Raw genomic sequence first — 14,877 nt, forward strand, 5'->3', positions numbered from 1 at the left:
GCGCCTGTCCGGCCGGACGGCCGGACGGCCGGACGGACGCCACGGGCAGGCCGTCCGCGCCAATGGAATCAATGGGTTAGCGGTTGGCACGGTTCCTGCTTTTATCGGGGCAGTCCCCGAACACGCGAGACCCCATGGCCATCCGCGACACCTCCGGACAGGATCGTCCCGTCTCCCCCGCCACCCCGGCCCCGGGCCGCCGCTGGTCGAGCCGCACGCTCGCCCTCGCCGGCGCGGGGGCGGCGGTGGTCCTGGCGGTGGGCTGGCTGGTGTCGGGCTGGGCCTCGGGCGCGCGGTCGGTCGATGCCTCCCGGCTGCGCATCGCCGAGGTGCGCCGCGGCGACCTCGTGCGCGACATCTCGGCCGAGGGGCGCGTGATCGCCGCCAACAGCCCCACGCTGTACGCCATCTCCGGCGGCACGGTCACGCTGCACGTGGTCGCCGGCGACGCGGTCGAGAAGGGCCAGGCGCTGGCGGAGATCGACAGCCCCGAACTGCGCAGCCGCCTGGCGCAGGAGGAGGCCTCGCTGGCCGGCCTGGAGGCCGAGGCCGCGCGCGCCGGGCTCGATGCGCAGGTGACCCGCTCGGCCGCGCGCCGCGCGCTGGACCAGGCCGAGATCGACCGCCAGGCCGCGGTGCGCGACCTGGAGCGCAACCAGAAGGCCTTCGCCGGCGGCGCGGTCGCCGCCATCGACGTGGCGCGCGCCGAGGACGACCTGAAGAAGGCCCGCCTCGGCGTCGCCCACGCCGAACGCGAGTACGCGCTGCAGGGCCGCGGCGCCGGCCTGGACGCCCGCAACAAGGCGCTGCTCGCCGACCGCCAGCGCACCGTGGTCGCCGAACTGCAGCGCCAGGTCGACGCGCTCACCCTGCGCGCGCCGTTCGACGGGCAGGTCGGCCAGGTGCTGGTCGACCAGCGCGCGAACGTGGCCGCCAACGCCCCGGTGCTGGGCGTGGTGGACCTGACCGAGTTCGAAGTCCAGATCCGCGTGCCCGAGAGCTTCGCGCGCGACCTGGCCATCGGCATGCCGGCGCAGCTGGGCACCGGCAACCAGGCCTGGAAGGCCGAGGTGTCCTCGGTGTCGCCCGAAGTCGTGGACGGCGAGGTCACCGGCCGCCTGCGCTTCGTCGACGGCCAGCCGCCCGGCCTGCGCCAGAACCAGCGCATGAGCGTGCGCATCCTGCTCGACACCCGCGAGGACGTGCTGATGGTCGATCGCGGCCCGTTCGTCGAGCAGGGCGGCGGGCGCTCGGCCTACGTCATGGACGGCGGCACCGCCGTCCGCCGCCCGGTGAGCACCGGCGCGGGCAGCCTCAACGCCGTGGAGATCGTCGATGGCGTCGCCGAGGGCGACCGCATCGTGGTCTCGGGCGCCGACCTGTTCGGCGATGCCGAACGCATCCGCATCTCTGGAGACTGAACCATGAACGCCACGACCACCTTCCCCGCCGCCATCCACTGGTCCGCGCAGGACCTGGCCGACGCCGTTCCGCTGCGGCTGCACGAACTGTTCGAGGTCGCCGGCCTGCCCGCGCGCGCCGGCAACGCCGGCCGCCTGGTCCCGGCGCCGAGGCGCTGGCGCGCCGGCTACGTCGCGGTCGCGCCGCTGCCGCCGCGCTTCCGCGTCGACTGATCACCGATCCGATCCCTCCCGCTCCCACCGAATCCCCGTCTCCCCGGAGTCCGACATGCTCAAGATGCAAGGCGTCACCAAGGTCTACCGCACCGAACTGGTGGAAACCCACGCGCTGCGGTCGCTCGACCTGCACGTGGCCGAAGGCGAGTTCGTCGCCGTCACCGGTCCGTCCGGCTCGGGCAAGACGACCTTCCTCAACATCGCCGGCCTGCTGGAGACGTTCACCAGCGGCGAGTACATCCTCGACGGCGACGACGTGAGCCGGCTGTCGGACGACGCGCGCTCGAAGCTGCGCAACCGCAAGATCGGCTTCATCTTCCAGAGCTTCAACCTGATCCCGGACCTCAACCTGTTCGACAACGTCGACGTGCCGCTGCGCTACCGCGGCCTGTCGGCGGACGATCGCCGCGCGCGCATCGAGGACGCGCTGGGCAAGGTGGGCCTGGGCTCGCGCATGAAGCACTACCCGACCGAGCTGTCGGGCGGCCAGCAGCAGCGCGCCGCGATCGCCCGCGCGCTGGCGGGCCAGCCGCGCCTGCTGCTGGCCGACGAGCCGACCGGCAACCTCGACTCGCAGATGGCGCGCGGGGTGATGGAACTGCTGGAGGAGATCAACGCCGCCGGCACCACGATCGTGATGGTCACCCACGACCCGGAGCTGGCCGCGCGCGCCCAGCGCAACGTGCACATCGTCGACGGCATGGCCACGGACCTCGCGTCCACGCCGAGCCTGGTGCGCCCGCGCGCCGCCGCCACCGCCTGACCGCCGACCCCGACGCCACCGGAGCCCTCCCATGTTCGGCTACTACTTCCAGCTCGCGTTGCGCAGCTTCCGGCGCAACAAGGTGCTCACCGCGCTGATGGTCCTGGCGATCGCGCTGGGCATCGGCGCGGCCATGACCACGATGACGGTCTTCCACGTGCTGTCCGGCGACCCGCTGCCCGGCCGCAGCCAGGACGTGTACTACGTCCAGCTCGACGCCGAGGGCATGTCCGGCTACCAGCCGGATTCGGAGCCGGCCGGCCAGCTCACCCGCTTCGACGCCGAGGCGCTGCTGCGCGACGGCAAGGCCAAGCGCCAGGCGATCATGTCGGGCCTGGGCCTGTCGATCGAGCCGCAGCGCGAGGGCGTGGGCCCGTTCAACGCCGACGCGCGCCAGACGACCGCCGACTTCTTCCCGATGTTCGACGTGCCCTTCGCGTTCGGCAACGGCTGGACCGCCACCCAGGACGCCGAGCGCGCCCGCGTTGCGGTGATCAGCGGCAAGCTCAACGAGCGGCTGTTCGGCGGCGAGGACAGCACCGGTCGCACGGTGCGCCTGGAGCAGACCGACTTCCGCGTCGTCGGCGTGCTGGACGACTGGCAGCCGGTGCCGCGGTTCTACGACCTCAACAACGGCCAGTACGGCGAAGTCGAGCAGGTCTTCATCCCGTTCTCGACCGCGCGCGACATGCGCCTGGGCCACAACGGCAACATGAGCTGCTGGGCCGACAGCAGCGACCAGGGCGACGAGGGCCAGTACGGCCCGAACGCCCCCTGCCTGTGGGTGCAGTACTGGGTCGAGCTCGAGGACGCGGCGGCGGCCGGCGCCTACCGGCAGTACCTGGAGAACTACTCCGAACAGCAGCGCGCGGCCGGCCGCTTCGAGCGCCCGGTCAACGTGCGCCTGCGCGATGTCATGGAATGGCTCGAGTTCAACCGCGTGGTGCCCTCCGACGTGCGCCTGCAGGCGTGGCTGGCGATGGGCTTCCTGCTGGTGTGCCTGGTCAACACGACCGGCCTGCTGCTGGCGAAGTTCATGCGCCGCTCGGCGGAGATCGGCGTGCGCCGGGCGCTGGGCGCGTCCAAGCGCGCGGTGTTCGCGCAGTACCTGGTCGAGTCGGCCGCGATTGGATTGGCCGGCGGCGTGCTCGGCCTGGGCCTGGCGCTGGCCGGCCTGTGGGCGGTGCGCCAGCAACCGGCCGGCTACGCGGAGTACGCGCACATCGACCTGGCGATGCTCGCCACAACCTTCGTCCTCGCGGTCGGCGCGAGCATGCTCGCCGGCATGCTGCCGGCCTGGCGCGCCTGCCAGGTCGCCCCCGCCATCCAGCTCAAGAGCCAATAAAGCTGTCGTCCCGAGCGAAGCGAGGGACCTGCTCCCCGCTTCGCCCGGTCCTCCCAAGCGCAGATTCCTCACTCCGTTCGGAATGACACGAACGGCGGAAAGACCAACGAGGGCACCCAGATGGACATCCGACCGATCCTCTCCACGCTGCGCCGGCACAAGACCGCGGCGGCGCTGATCGTCCTTGAGATCGCGCTCAGCTGCGCGATCATCTGCAACGCGGTCTTCCTGATCGCCGAACGCAACGCGCGCATGGACCGCCCCAGCGGCATGGCCGAGGAGGAACTGGCCGTGATCCAGTTCGCCGGCATCGGCCGCGACGATAACGCGCGCGCCATCACCCGCGAGGACCTCGCGGCACTGCGCGCGATCCCCGGCGTCAAGGCCGCGACGATCACCAACCAGGTGCCCTACGGCAATTCCTCCTGGAACAGCAGCATCAACCTCGAGCAGGAACAGCCGCACCCGACCGCCGACGCCTCCATGTACCTGGGCGACGAGCAGTTCCTGGAGGCGACCGGCGTCCGGCTGGTCGCCGGGCGCTTCTTCAACGCCGACGAGCTGGTCGACTTCCCGCGGCCCGAGGAGCAGGCCGACACCGAGCTGCCGCCGGTGGTGGTCCTGACGAAGGACGCCGCCGAGCGCATCTGGCCCGGCGAGGATGCGGTGGGCAAGACCCTCTACACCTGGGGCGACGATCCCAAGACCGTGGTCGGCGTGGTCGATTCGATGCTGCGCCCGAACGACGCCGCGTTCGGCGGCAGCGGGCCGTACGTCGGCGCCATCCTGCCGGTGCGCATGCCCTACACCGGCGGGCGCTACCTCATCCGTACCGAGCCCGGCCAGCGCGAGGCCGTGCTCAAGCAGGCCGTGGAGGTGCTGCAGGCGCGCATGCCCAACCGCATCCTGCTCCAGGACGAGACGATGTCGGCCACCCGCGCGGACTTCTACGCGGCCGACCGCTCGATGGCGTGGCTGCTGGTGGCGGTGATCGTCGCGCTGCTGGTGGTGACGGCGCTGGGCATCGTCGGCCTCGCCAGCTTCTGGGTGCAGCAGCGCACCAAGCAGATCGGCGTGCGCCGGGCGCTGGGCGCGACCCGCGGCCAGATCCTGCGCTACTTCCAGACCGAGAACTTCCTGCTGGCCACCATCGGGATCGTCATCGGCATGATCGGCGCCTACGGCATCAACCAGCTGCTGATGGGCACCTACGAGCTGCCGCGGCTGCCGCTGGCGTACCTGCCGGTCGGCGCGGTCGCGCTGTGGCTGCTCGGCCAGCTGTCGGTGCTGGGCCCCGCGCGGCGCGCGGCGGCGGTGCCGCCGGCGGTGGCGACGCGCTCCGTCTGAGCGGGCGGTCCATTACGCTATCGCGCATGCCGACGGTCCTGGTCATCGACGACAACCCCAGCGTGGCCACCGCGCTGGACACCCTGTTCTCCCTGCACGACATCGACACGGTCACCGCCGGGTCCCCGGACGAGGGCCTGGCGGTCCTCGACCGCGGCGAGCCGATCGACCTGGTGGTGCAGGACATGAACTTCCAGGCCGACACGACGTCGGGCGACGAGGGCGTGGCGCTGTTCGGGGAGATCCGGCGGCGCCACCCCGACCTGCCGGTGATCCTGCTCACGGCGTGGACGCACCTGGAGTCGGCGGTCGACCTGGTGCGCGCGGGCGCGGCGGACTACCTCGCCAAGCCCTGGGACGACCGCAAGCTCATCACCACGGTCAACAACCTGATCGAGCTGTCGCAGGCCAACCGCGCGCTGGACCGCGACCGCGACGGCACCCGCCGCCGGCGCGCCGCGCTGGCCAGGGACCACGACCTGTGCGGGCTCGTGTACGCGGACGCGGCCACCGAATCGGTGCTGCGCCTGGCGCTGCAGGTGGCGCGCTCGGACCTGCCGGTGCTGGTCACCGGGCCGAACGGGGCGGGCAAGGAGAAGCTGGCCCAGATCATCCACGCGAATTCGTCGGTCCGCTCCGGGCCGTTCGTCGCGGTCAACTGCGGCGCCCTGCCCTCGGAACTGATCGAGGCCGAGCTCTTCGGCGCGGAGGCCGGCGCCTACACCGGCGCGGGCAAGGCGCGCGAGGGCAAGTTCGAGGCCGCCGACGGCGGCACCCTGCTGCTCGACGAGATCGGCACGCTGCCGCCGGCCGGCCAGGTGAAGCTGCTGCGCGTGCTGGAGACCGGGCGTTTCCAGCGCCTGGGTGGCAACCGCGAGCGCGAGGTCAAGGTCCGGGTGGTCAGCGCGACCAACGCCGACCTGCCGGCCATGATCGCCGCCGGCCGGTTCCGCGAGGACCTGTACTACCGGCTCAACGCGATCGAGCTGCGCCTGCCGCCGCTGGCCGAACGCGCGGACGACATCCTGCCGCTGGCGCGCGCGTTCCTCCCGGACGGCAAGCAGCTGGCCACGGACGCCGAACGCGCCCTGCTGGCGCATGCGTGGCCGGGCAACGTGCGCGAGCTGCGCAACGCGGTCCAGCGCGCGGGCCTGCTCGCGCAGGGCGAGGCGATCCACGCCGGCGACCTGGCCCTGCCGGCGGCGCGGAGCGCCCCCGGCAACCCCGCGCAGCCGGCGACCGACGCCGAGCCCGACCGCGACGAGATCCTCGCCGCGCTCGACCGCAACGATGGCGTGCTCGCGCAGGCCGCCAGCGACCTCGGCCTGTCGCGCCAGGCGCTGTACCGCCGCCTCGACCGCCTCGGCATCAAGCGCGACTGAGGTGGCCGTGGGCCTGACGCGACGCCTGCCGCTGACCGTGCGCTTCGTGGCCGTCGCGCTCCTGCATGCGTCGATCACCTGCGCGCTGGCGCTGGCGTTCGATGCGGCCGGTTGGTTCCGTGCGCCGTGGATCGCCGGCGCCGTGGCGCTGCTGGCCGACCTGCCGTTGCTGGCCCTGCACGTGCGCCGCGCCCTCGCGCCGATGCACTCACTGTTCCGGTCGCTGGCCGGCACGGTCGGCAGCTACCGCGACGGCGACTTCGGCTTCGGCCTAGCCTGGGACAGCCACGACGCGCTGGGCGAACTGGTGAACGCGCACAACCGCCTCGGCGACGCGCTGCGCGAGCAGCGGCTGGCGCTGGTCCAGCGCGAACTGCTGCTCGACACGATGGTGCAGAACACGCCCGTGGCGATGATGCTGGTCGACCCGGCGGGCTTCGTCATCCACGCCAACCTGGCCGCCCGCAAGCTGCTGGGCGAGGGGCGCAAGCTCGAGGGCCACGCCTTCGCCGAGCTGATGTCGCGCGCCCCCGATGCGATGCGCGAGGCCTTCGACCGCGGCGGCGACGGCATGTTCACCATCGGCGACGAGGACGAGGAGGACATCTTCCACCTGTCCCGGCGCCAGTTCCGCCTCAACGGCCGCCAACACGAGCTCGTCCTGCTGCGCCAGCTCACCGCGGAGCTGCGCCGGCAGGAAGTGCAGACGTGGAAGAAGGTGATCCGGGTGATCAGCCACGAGCTCAACAACTCGCTGGCGCCGATCGCCTCGCTCGCGCATTCGGGGGGCATCCTGCTGCAGCGCGGGCAGACCGAACGCCTGGCGAACGCGCTGGGCACGATCGAGGACCGCGCGCGGCACCTGGAGGGCTTCATCCGCGACTACGCGCGCTTCGCCAAGCTGCCGTCGCCGCGGCTGGAGTCGATTCCCTGGCGGCGATTCGTCGACCAGCTGCACAGCCAGGTGCCGTTCGCCTTCGACGGCAACCCGGGGGACGCGATCGCGCGCATCGACCGCAGCCAGCTGGAGCAGGCGCTGCTCAACCTGCTCCGGAACGCGCACGAGTCCGGGTCGCCGGCCGAGGCGGTGACGCTGGCGCTGCGCCGGGCCGGGGACGCGTGGAAGATCGACGTCCTCGACCGCGGCAGCGGCATGAACGAGGCGGTGCTGGCGAACGCGCTGCTGCCGTTCTACTCGACCAAGCGCCACGGCACCGGGCTGGGACTGGCGCTGGCCCGGGAGATCGCCGAGGCGCACGGCGGGCGGATCGCGCTGCTCAACCGCGAGGGTGGCGGGCTCTGCGTCTCCCTCGTCCTGCCGGCGTAGTCGCCTACTTCTTCTTCGGGCGCTGCCAGCCGTCGACGGTCTTCTGCTGGCCCCGGGCAAGCGTCAGCTTGCCCTCCGGCGCGGCACGGGTGATCGTGGAACCCGCGCCGACCGTGGCGCCCGCGCCGATCTCCACCGGCGCCACCAGCGCGCTATTGGATCCGATGAAGGCCTCGTCGCCGATGGTCGTGGTCCACTTGTTCACGCCGTCGTAGTTGCAGGTGATCGTGCCGGCGCCGATGTTCACGCGCGCGCCGACGACCGCGTCGCCCAGGTACGTGAGGTGGTTGGCCTTGCTGCCCGGGCCGAGCACCGTCTTCTTGGTCTCGACGAAATTGCCGACGTGCACGCCTTCGGCCAGCACCGTGCCCGGGCGCAGGCGCGCGAATGGCCCGATGGTGGCCGCGCCCTCGCTGCGCGCGCCCTCCAGGTCGCAGTGCGCGCGCACGACCGTGCCGGCGGCCAGGTCCACGTCCTGCAGCCGGCAGAACGGGCCGATGCGCACGCCGTCCCCGAGGCGCACGGTGCCCTCCAGGACCACGTCCACGTCGATCTCGACGTCGCGGCCCACCTCGACCACGCCGCGGATGTCGACGCGGTCGGGGTCGGCGATGCGGGTGCCGGCGGCGCACAGCAGTTCGCGCACGCGGCGGCGCTGGTAGGCGCGCTCGAGCATCGCCAGCTGCCAGGGATCGTTGGCGCCCTCGGTCTCGATCGCGTCCTCGACCTCGACGATCTCCGCGCCGCTGTATTCGGCCGCGGCCATGCCGAACACGTCGGTCAGGTAGTACTCGCCCTGCGAATTGTCCGACGACAGGCGCGAGAGCCAGTCGCGCAGCGCGTTGGCATCGGCGGCGATCACGCCGGTGTTGACCAGGCCGATCCGACGCTGCTCGTCGTCGGCGTCCTTGTGCTCGACGATGGCGGCCACGTTGCCCTCGGCATCGCGGACGATGCGTCCGTAGCCGTCGGGGTTGGCCGGCCGCGCCGCCAGGACCGCGAGCCGGCCCGGCGCGTCGAGCAACGCGCGCAGCGTGCGCGGGCGGATCAGCGGCACGTCGCCGTACAGCACCAGCACCCGCGCGCCGTCCGGCACGTCAGGCATCGCCTGCTGGACCGCATGGCCGGTGCCGAGTTGCTCGGCCTGCTCCACCCAATGCAGTGCACCGCCGGCGCCCGCCGGCCACTCGCCCGCCTCCGCGCGCACGCGCTCGCCGCCATGGCCGAACACCACGTGGATCGCCTCGGGGTCGAGCACGCGCGCCGCGTCCACCACGTGTCGCAGCATCGGCTGGCCGGCCACGCGCTGCAGCACCTTCGGCCGCTCGGATTTCATGCGCTTGCCCTCGCCGGCGGCGAGGATGATCACGTGCAGCGGTGCGGTCATTCGGTGTTCCGTGGTGCCCGGGGGTTCGCGGGATTCTAACGGCCGCCGCTGCTAGGATGCCCCGGGTCCCGCGGCGCCACGCCGTGGACGGGAGCGCGCATGAGCCTGACCCGGCAAGGCCGGCATTACCTTGCGATCGGCGTGCTGCAGTACCTGGTGGACTGGGGGGTGATGGTGCTGCTCAGCCACGCCGGCATGCTCGTGGAGCCGGCCAACATCGCCGGCCGCGTCAGCGGCGCGGTGCTGGGCTACTGGCTCAATGGACGCATCACCTTCGCCGGAGAGGACACCCGGCTGGGCCGCGTGCAGTTCGCCCGGTTCGTGCTGATGTGGCTGAGCACCACGGCTGTGAGCACCCTGGCCATCGGTTCGATCGACGACCAGCTGGGCCTGAAGTGGGCCTGGCTGGCCAAGCCCGCCGTCGAGGTGACGCTGGGCATCATCGGCTTCGTGGTCTCGCGCCACTGGGTCTACAAGAAGCACTAGGCCGGCGCGCTGCCCCGGAACGGAAAACGCCGGCCCAAGGCCGGCGTTTCCATGTGCGCGGACGCGGGCCGGGCCCGCGCGCGGTCAGTGCTTGAGGTTCTTGCGCAGCCGCTCGAGGGCCTGCAGCTGGGCCTGCACCTCGGCCAGGCGGGCCTGGGCCTCGGCGACTTCCATCGCCTCGCCGCGGCCGGCCAGGATGCGCTCGGCCTCTTCCTTCGCGGCGCGCACCGCGGCCTCGTCGATGTCCTCGGCGCGCACGGCGGTGTCGGTCAGCACCGTCACCACCTGCGGCTGGACCTCGAGGATGCCGCCGGACACGGCGAAGTCGAGCTTCTCGCCGCCCGGCAGGGTCACGATGACCTTGCCCGGCTTCAGGCGCGTGATCAGCGGGGCGTGGCGCGGCGCGATGCCGAGCTCGCCCTGCTCGCCGGTCGCCACCAGCAGCTCGGCGTCGCCGTGGAAGATCTCTTCCTCGGCGCTGACGATGTCGCAACGGAAAGTGCTCGCCATGGTGTCCTCGTCCTGGCCCCCGCCGTGGCGGGGGTGTCGGTGGCTGGGGCGTCTGTGCCTGGGTTGGTCAGGCCGCCTCGGCCATCTTGTTGCCCTTCTCGATGGCCTCGTCGATCGAACCGACCATGTAGAAGGCCTGCTCCGGCAGGTGGTCCAGCTCGCCGTCGACGATCATCTTGAAGCCGCGGATCGTTTCCTTCAGCGGCACGTACTTGCCCGGCGAGCCGGTGAACACCTCGGCCACGTGGAACGGCTGCGAGAAGAAGCGCTCGATCTTGCGCGCGCGCGCGACGGCCTGCTTGTCCTCCTCGGACAGCTCGTCCATGCCCAGGATCGCGATGATGTCCTTGAGCTCCTTGTACTTCTGCAGCGTGGCCTGCACGCGGCGCGCGGTCTCGTAGTGCTCGGTGCCGATCACGTTCGGGTCGAGCTGGCGCGAGGTCGAGTCGAGCGGGTCGACCGCCGGGTAGATGCCCAGCGAGGCGATCTGGCGCGAGAGCACGACGGTGGCGTCGAGGTGCGCGAAGGTGGTGGCCGGCGACGGGTCGGTCAGGTCGTCCGCGGGCACGTACACGGCCTGGATCGAGGTGATCGAACCGGTCTTGGTCGAGGTGATGCGCTCCTGCAGCACGCCCATCTCCTCGGCCAGCGTCGGCTGGTAGCCCACCGCGGACGGCATGCGGCCCAGCAGCGCCGAGACCTCGGTGCCAGCCAGCGTGTAGCGGTAGATGTTGTCCACGAACAGCAGCACGTCCTTGCCCTTGCCGGACGCGTCCTTCTCGTCGCGGAAGTACTCGGCCATGGTCAGGCCGGTCAGCGCGACGCGAAGGCGATTTCCCGGCGGCTCGTTCATCTGGCCGTAGACCATCGCCACCTTGTCCAGGACGTTGGAGTCCTTCATCTCGTGGTAGAAGTCGTTGCCCTCGCGGGTACGCTCGCCCACGCCGGCGAACACCGACAGGCCCGCGTGCTCCTTCGCGATGTTGTTGATCAGCTCCATCATGTTGACGGTCTTGCCGACGCCGGCGCCGCCGAACAGGCCGACCTTGCCGCCCTTGGCGAACGGGCACATCAGGTCGATGACCTTGATGCCGGTCTCGAGCAGCTCGTTGGCCGCGGCCTGGTCCTCGTAGGACGGGGCGGCGCGGTGGATCTCCCAGTGCGCGGACGCGTCGACCGGGCCGGCCTCGTCGATCGGGTTGCCCAGCACGTCCATGATGCGGCCCAGCGTGCCGGTGCCGACCGGCACCGAGATCGCGCGGCCGGTGTTGTCGGCCACCAGGTTGCGCTTCAGGCCGTCGGTCGAGCCCAGCGCGATCGTGCGCACGATGCCGTCGCCCAGCTGCTGCTGGACCTCGAGCGTGATGTCGGTGTTCTGCACCTTGAGCGCGTCGTACACCTTCGGCACGTCTTCGCGCGGGAACTCGACGTCGACGACGGCGCCGATGATCTGGACGATCTTGCCCTGGTTGGCCATGACTCTATTCCTCGGGAACTTTGAAATTGCTTAGACCGCCGCGGCGCCGCCGACGATCTCGGAGATTTCCTGGGTGATCGCCGCCTGCCGGGCCTTGTTGTAGGACAGGTTCAGCGTGTCGATCAGCTTGGTGGCGTTGTCGCTGGCGGCCTTCATGGCCACCATGCGCGCGGCGTGCTCGGAGGCCACGTTCTCCATCACCGCCTGGTAGACGAGCGACTCGATGTAGCGCGTGAGCACGTGCTCGAGCACCGTCTCGGGATCCGGCTCGTACAGGTAGTCCCAGTCGTGGCGCGCGACCTGCTCGCTGGGCGGCAGCGGCAGCAGCTGGTCGAACGCGGCGCGCTGGACCATGGTGTTGACGAAGTCGTTGTACGCCAGGAACACGCGGTCGACCTTGCCCTCGGTGTACGCGTCCAGCATCACCTTGATCACGCCCACCAGCTGCTCCACGCGGGGCTCGTCGCCCAGGTGGGTGACGGTGCCGAGCATGCCGACCTTGATCCGGCGGAAGAACACGCTGGCCTTCTGGCCGATGGTGACGACGTCGACCTCGACGCCCTGCTCCTGCCACCTGCGGAACTCGCCCAGCAGCTTGCGGAACAGGTTGTTGTTCAGGCCGCCGGCCAGGCCGCGGTCCGACGAGACGATCACGTAGCCGACGCGCCTGGGATCCTTGCGCTCGACCAGGAACGGATGCTGGTACTCGGAACTGGCCTGGGCCAGGTGGCCGATCACCTGCTTCATCGCCCGCGCGTACGGGCGCGAGGCCTTCATGCGGTCCTGGGCCTTGCGGATCTTGGAGGCCGAGACCATCTCGAGCGCGCGCGTCACCTTGCGGGTGTTCTGCACGCTCTTGATCTTCGTCTTGATTTCCCTGCCGCCTGCCATGCTCGCTCTCTTCGCTTGTCATCCCCGCGGAGGCGGGGACGGTTCGACTTCGTCATCCCCCGGAGGCGGGGGCGGTTCGACTTCGTCATCCCCCGGAGGCGGGGGCGGTTCGACTTCGTCATCCCCGCGCAGGCGGGGATCCATCGTTCCTTGGCCGTGGATTCCCGCCTTCGCGGGAACGACGGCTCCGGTTACCAGCTGCCGGTCTTCTTGAACTCCTCGATGCCCGACTTGAACGCGGCCTCGATCTCGTCGTTCCAGTCGCCGCTGGCGTTGACCTTGTCCATCAGCTGGCCGGCGGTGTTGGCGAAGTGCGCGTGCAGGCCGTCCTCGAACGCGCCGATCTTGGCGACCGGCACGTCGTCCATGTAGCCCTTGTCGACGGCGTAGATCGACAGCGCCTGGCTGGCGATCGGCATCGGCGCGTACTGGCGCTGCTTCATCAGCTCGGTGACGCGCTGGCCGCGCTCGAGCTGCTTGCGGGTGGCGTCGTCCAGGTCCGAGGCGAACTGCGCGAACGCGGCCAGCTCGCGGTACTGGGCGAGCGCGATGCGGATGCCGCCCGACAGCTTCTTCATGATCTTGGTCTGCGCCGCGCCACCCACGCGCGACACCGAGATGCCGGCGTTCACGGCCGGGCGGATGCCGGCGTTGAACAGGTCGGTCTCGAGGAAGATCTGGCCGTCGGTGATCGAGATCACGTTGGTCGGGACGAACGCCGACACGTCGCCGGCCTGCGTCTCGATGATCGGCAGCGCGGTCAGCGAACCGGTCTTGCCCTTGACCTCGCCGTTGGTGAACTTCTCGACGTAGTCCTCGGACACGCGCGCGGCGCGCTCGAGCAGGCGGGAGTGCAGGTAGAACACGTCGCCCGGGTACGCCTCGCGGCCCGGCGGGCGGCGCAGCAGCAGGGAGATCTGGCGGTACGCCACGGCCTGCTTGGACAGGTCGTCGTAGATGATCAGCGCGTCTTCGCCGCGGTCGCGGAAGTACTCGCCCATGGTGCAGCCCGAGTAGGCGGCGATGTACTGCATCGCGGCCGACTCGGAGGCCGACGCGGCGACGACCGTGGTGTAGGCCATCGCGCCGTGCTCCTCGAGCTTGCGCACGATGTTGGCGATGGTCGAGTTCTTCTGGCCGATCGCCACGTAGATGCAGCGGATGCCGGAGTCGCGCTGGTTGATGATCGCGTCGATCGCCACCGCGGTCTTGCCGGTCTGGCGGTCGCCGATGATCAGCTCGCGCTGGCCGCGGCCGATCGGGATCATCGAGTCGATCGCCTTGTAGCCGGTCTGCACCGGCTGGCTGACCGACTTTCGCCAGATCACGCCCGGGGCGATGGTCTCGACCGGCGCGTGCACCTTGGCCTCGATCGGGCCCTTGCCGTCGATCGGCTCGCCCAGCGCGTTGACCACGCGGCCCAGCAGCTCCGGACCGGTCGGCACCTCGAGGATGCGGCCGGTGGTCTTGGCCACGTCGCCCTCGCGCAGGTGCTCGTAGTCGCCCAGGACCACGGCGCCGACGGAGTCGCGCTCCAGGTTCAGGGCCAGCGCGAAGGTGTCGCCCGGCAGCTCGATCATCTCGCCCTGCATCACGTCGGCCAGGCCGTGGATGCGCACGATGCCGTCGGACACCATCGTCACCGAGCCTTCGTTGCGCGACTCGGCCGACAGCGCGACCTTCTCGATGCGGGTCTTGATCAGTTCGCTGATTTCGGACGGGTTGAGCGTGGTGGTAGCCATCTGCGGTTTCCTGTCTGCCGGCGTCGCCGTCGGCGTTGCAATGAATGTCTTAGTTGGCCAGCGCCGACTGCAGGCGCGAGAGCTTGCCGCGCAGCGAGCCGTCGATGACCACGTCGCCGGCGTCGATCACCGCGCCGCCGATCAGGGCCGCGTCGACCGCCGTCTCCACCTCGACCTCGCGGCCGAAGCGGCGGCGCAGCGCCGCGCGGATGGTCTCGACTTCCGCGTCCGGCAGCGCCGAGGCGGAGGTCACGGTCGCCTTGACCACCTTCTCGGCCTCCAGCCGCTGCTCCTCGTACAGGCCGGCGATCTCCGGCAGCACGGCCAGCCGTCGGTTGTCGGCGAGCATGGCGAGGAAGCGGCCGAAGTCGGCGTCCGCGCCCTCGGGCGCGAGCAGCGCGACCGCGTCGGCGTCATCGAGCTTCGGGTGGCCGAGCAGGCCGGCGACCCGGGGGTCGGCGGCCACGCGGGCGGCGAACGCCAGCGCCTGCGACCAGTCCTTCATGCGACCGGCGTCGCGCGCGATCGCGAAGGCGGCGCGGGCGTAGGGGCGTGCGAGGGTGAGGGCCTGGCTCATCGTGGC

General features: G+C 71.0%; 14 protein-coding genes. 8 read left to right on the top strand and 6 right to left on the bottom strand.

Annotation, left to right across the window (positions count from 1 at the left end; genetic code table 11):
* Positions 1-134 precede the first annotated feature (134 nt).
* The 7 genes from ACYU7H_RS04475 (at position 135) to ACYU7H_RS04505 (ending at position 7,801) form a co-directional block, all read left to right on the top strand.
* Positions 135-1,421: an efflux RND transporter periplasmic adaptor subunit gene (locus tag ACYU7H_RS04475; protein WP_460812807.1), complete on the top strand. Its 1,287-nt coding sequence runs from the start codon at positions 135-137 to the stop codon at positions 1,419-1,421.
* A gap of 3 nt (positions 1,422-1,424) precedes the next feature.
* Positions 1,425-1,634, top strand: coding sequence for a hypothetical protein (locus tag ACYU7H_RS04480; protein WP_460812808.1), 210 nt, complete (start codon positions 1,425-1,427; stop codon positions 1,632-1,634).
* Between the two features lie 55 nt (positions 1,635-1,689).
* Positions 1,690-2,400 carry an ABC transporter ATP-binding protein gene (locus tag ACYU7H_RS04485; protein ID WP_460812810.1) on the top strand — a complete coding sequence of 237 codons (711 nt, stop codon included), beginning with the start codon at positions 1,690-1,692 and terminating at the stop codon, positions 2,398-2,400.
* A 31-nt stretch (positions 2,401-2,431) separates the two neighbouring features.
* Complete coding sequence (locus tag ACYU7H_RS04490) at positions 2,432-3,745, top strand: ABC transporter permease (RefSeq protein ID WP_460812812.1); 1,314 nt, start codon at positions 2,432-2,434, stop codon at positions 3,743-3,745.
* Between the two features lie 120 nt (positions 3,746-3,865).
* A complete protein-coding gene (locus tag ACYU7H_RS04495; protein ID WP_460812813.1) occupies positions 3,866-5,092 on the top strand; it encodes an ABC transporter permease in 1,227 nt (408 codons plus the stop codon).
* Positions 5,093-5,118: 26 nt separating this feature from the next.
* The gene (locus tag ACYU7H_RS04500; RefSeq protein WP_460812815.1) at positions 5,119-6,474 is read left to right on the top strand and encodes a sigma-54-dependent transcriptional regulator; all 1,356 of its coding nucleotides are present in this window, start codon (positions 5,119-5,121) and stop codon (positions 6,472-6,474) included.
* Between the two features lie 13 nt (positions 6,475-6,487).
* Positions 6,488-7,801, top strand: a complete 1,314-nt coding sequence (locus ACYU7H_RS04505; protein ID WP_460813068.1) for a sensor histidine kinase — start codon at positions 6,488-6,490, stop codon at positions 7,799-7,801.
* Between the two features lie 4 nt (positions 7,802-7,805).
* On the opposite strand, the gene glmU is transcribed toward ACYU7H_RS04505, so the two are convergent.
* A complete protein-coding gene (glmU, locus tag ACYU7H_RS04510) occupies positions 7,806-9,188 on the bottom strand; it encodes a bifunctional UDP-N-acetylglucosamine diphosphorylase/glucosamine-1-phosphate N-acetyltransferase GlmU (RefSeq protein ID WP_460812817.1) in 1,383 nt (460 codons plus the stop codon).
* 99 nt (positions 9,189-9,287) lie between these two features.
* On the opposite strand from glmU, the gene ACYU7H_RS04515 reads away from it, so the two are divergent.
* Positions 9,288-9,674, top strand: a complete 387-nt coding sequence (locus ACYU7H_RS04515; RefSeq protein ID WP_460812818.1) for a GtrA family protein — start codon at positions 9,288-9,290, stop codon at positions 9,672-9,674.
* Positions 9,675-9,758: 84 nt separating this feature from the next.
* Here ACYU7H_RS04515 and ACYU7H_RS04520 read toward each other — a convergent pair whose 3' ends face one another.
* From ACYU7H_RS04520 to ACYU7H_RS04540, 5 genes are all read right to left on the bottom strand, one after another.
* Positions 9,759-10,184, bottom strand: coding sequence for a F0F1 ATP synthase subunit epsilon (locus ACYU7H_RS04520; protein WP_460812820.1), 426 nt, complete (start codon positions 10,182-10,184; stop codon positions 9,759-9,761).
* A gap of 67 nt (positions 10,185-10,251) precedes the next feature.
* Positions 10,252-11,661 (bottom strand): F0F1 ATP synthase subunit beta, encoded by a 1,410-nt coding sequence (atpD, locus tag ACYU7H_RS04525; RefSeq protein ID WP_460812821.1) that lies wholly within the window; start codon positions 11,659-11,661, stop codon positions 10,252-10,254.
* Between the two features lie 30 nt (positions 11,662-11,691).
* Positions 11,692-12,552 carry a F0F1 ATP synthase subunit gamma gene (gene atpG, locus ACYU7H_RS04530; RefSeq protein ID WP_460812823.1) on the bottom strand — a complete coding sequence of 287 codons (861 nt, stop codon included), beginning with the start codon at positions 12,550-12,552 and terminating at the stop codon, positions 11,692-11,694.
* A 191-nt stretch (positions 12,553-12,743) separates the two neighbouring features.
* Positions 12,744-14,294 (bottom strand): F0F1 ATP synthase subunit alpha, encoded by a 1,551-nt coding sequence (gene atpA / locus ACYU7H_RS04535; RefSeq protein ID WP_460812825.1) that lies wholly within the window; start codon positions 14,292-14,294, stop codon positions 12,744-12,746.
* A gap of 49 nt (positions 14,295-14,343) precedes the next feature.
* On the bottom strand, positions 14,344-14,871 hold the full coding sequence (locus tag ACYU7H_RS04540) for a F0F1 ATP synthase subunit delta (RefSeq protein WP_460812826.1): 528 nt from the start codon (positions 14,869-14,871) through the stop codon (positions 14,344-14,346).
* Between the last annotated feature and the right edge of the window lie 6 nt (positions 14,872-14,877).

The organism is Luteimonas pelagia (genome assembly GCF_054776035.1).

What these genes read in the sequence shown, in the direction of transcription:
- ACYU7H_RS04540 (WP_460812826.1), bottom strand. Translation starts at nt 14,871, where the DNA reads ATGAGCCAGGCCCTCACCCTCGCACGCCCCTACGCCCGCGCCGCCTTC.
- glmU (WP_460812817.1), bottom strand. Translation starts at nt 9,188, where the DNA reads ATGACCGCACCGCTGCACGTGATCATCCTCGCCGCCGGCGAGGGCAAG.
- ACYU7H_RS04520 (WP_460812820.1), bottom strand. Translation starts at nt 10,184, where the DNA reads ATGGCGAGCACTTTCCGTTGCGACATCGTCAGCGCCGAGGAAGAGATC.
- ACYU7H_RS04515 (WP_460812818.1), top strand. Translation starts at nt 9,288, where the DNA reads ATGAGCCTGACCCGGCAAGGCCGGCATTACCTTGCGATCGGCGTGCTG.
- ACYU7H_RS04495 (WP_460812813.1), top strand. Translation starts at nt 3,866, where the DNA reads ATGGACATCCGACCGATCCTCTCCACGCTGCGCCGGCACAAGACCGCG.
- ACYU7H_RS04490 (WP_460812812.1), top strand. Translation starts at nt 2,432, where the DNA reads ATGTTCGGCTACTACTTCCAGCTCGCGTTGCGCAGCTTCCGGCGCAAC.
- ACYU7H_RS04485 (WP_460812810.1), top strand. Translation starts at nt 1,690, where the DNA reads ATGCTCAAGATGCAAGGCGTCACCAAGGTCTACCGCACCGAACTGGTG.
- atpG (WP_460812823.1), bottom strand. Translation starts at nt 12,552, where the DNA reads ATGGCAGGCGGCAGGGAAATCAAGACGAAGATCAAGAGCGTGCAGAAC.
- atpD (WP_460812821.1), bottom strand. Translation starts at nt 11,661, where the DNA reads ATGGCCAACCAGGGCAAGATCGTCCAGATCATCGGCGCCGTCGTCGAC.
- ACYU7H_RS04480 (WP_460812808.1), top strand. Translation starts at nt 1,425, where the DNA reads ATGAACGCCACGACCACCTTCCCCGCCGCCATCCACTGGTCCGCGCAG.
- ACYU7H_RS04500 (WP_460812815.1), top strand. Translation starts at nt 5,119, where the DNA reads ATGCCGACGGTCCTGGTCATCGACGACAACCCCAGCGTGGCCACCGCG.
- atpA (WP_460812825.1), bottom strand. Translation starts at nt 14,294, where the DNA reads ATGGCTACCACCACGCTCAACCCGTCCGAAATCAGCGAACTGATCAAG.
- ACYU7H_RS04475 (WP_460812807.1), top strand. Translation starts at nt 135, where the DNA reads ATGGCCATCCGCGACACCTCCGGACAGGATCGTCCCGTCTCCCCCGCC.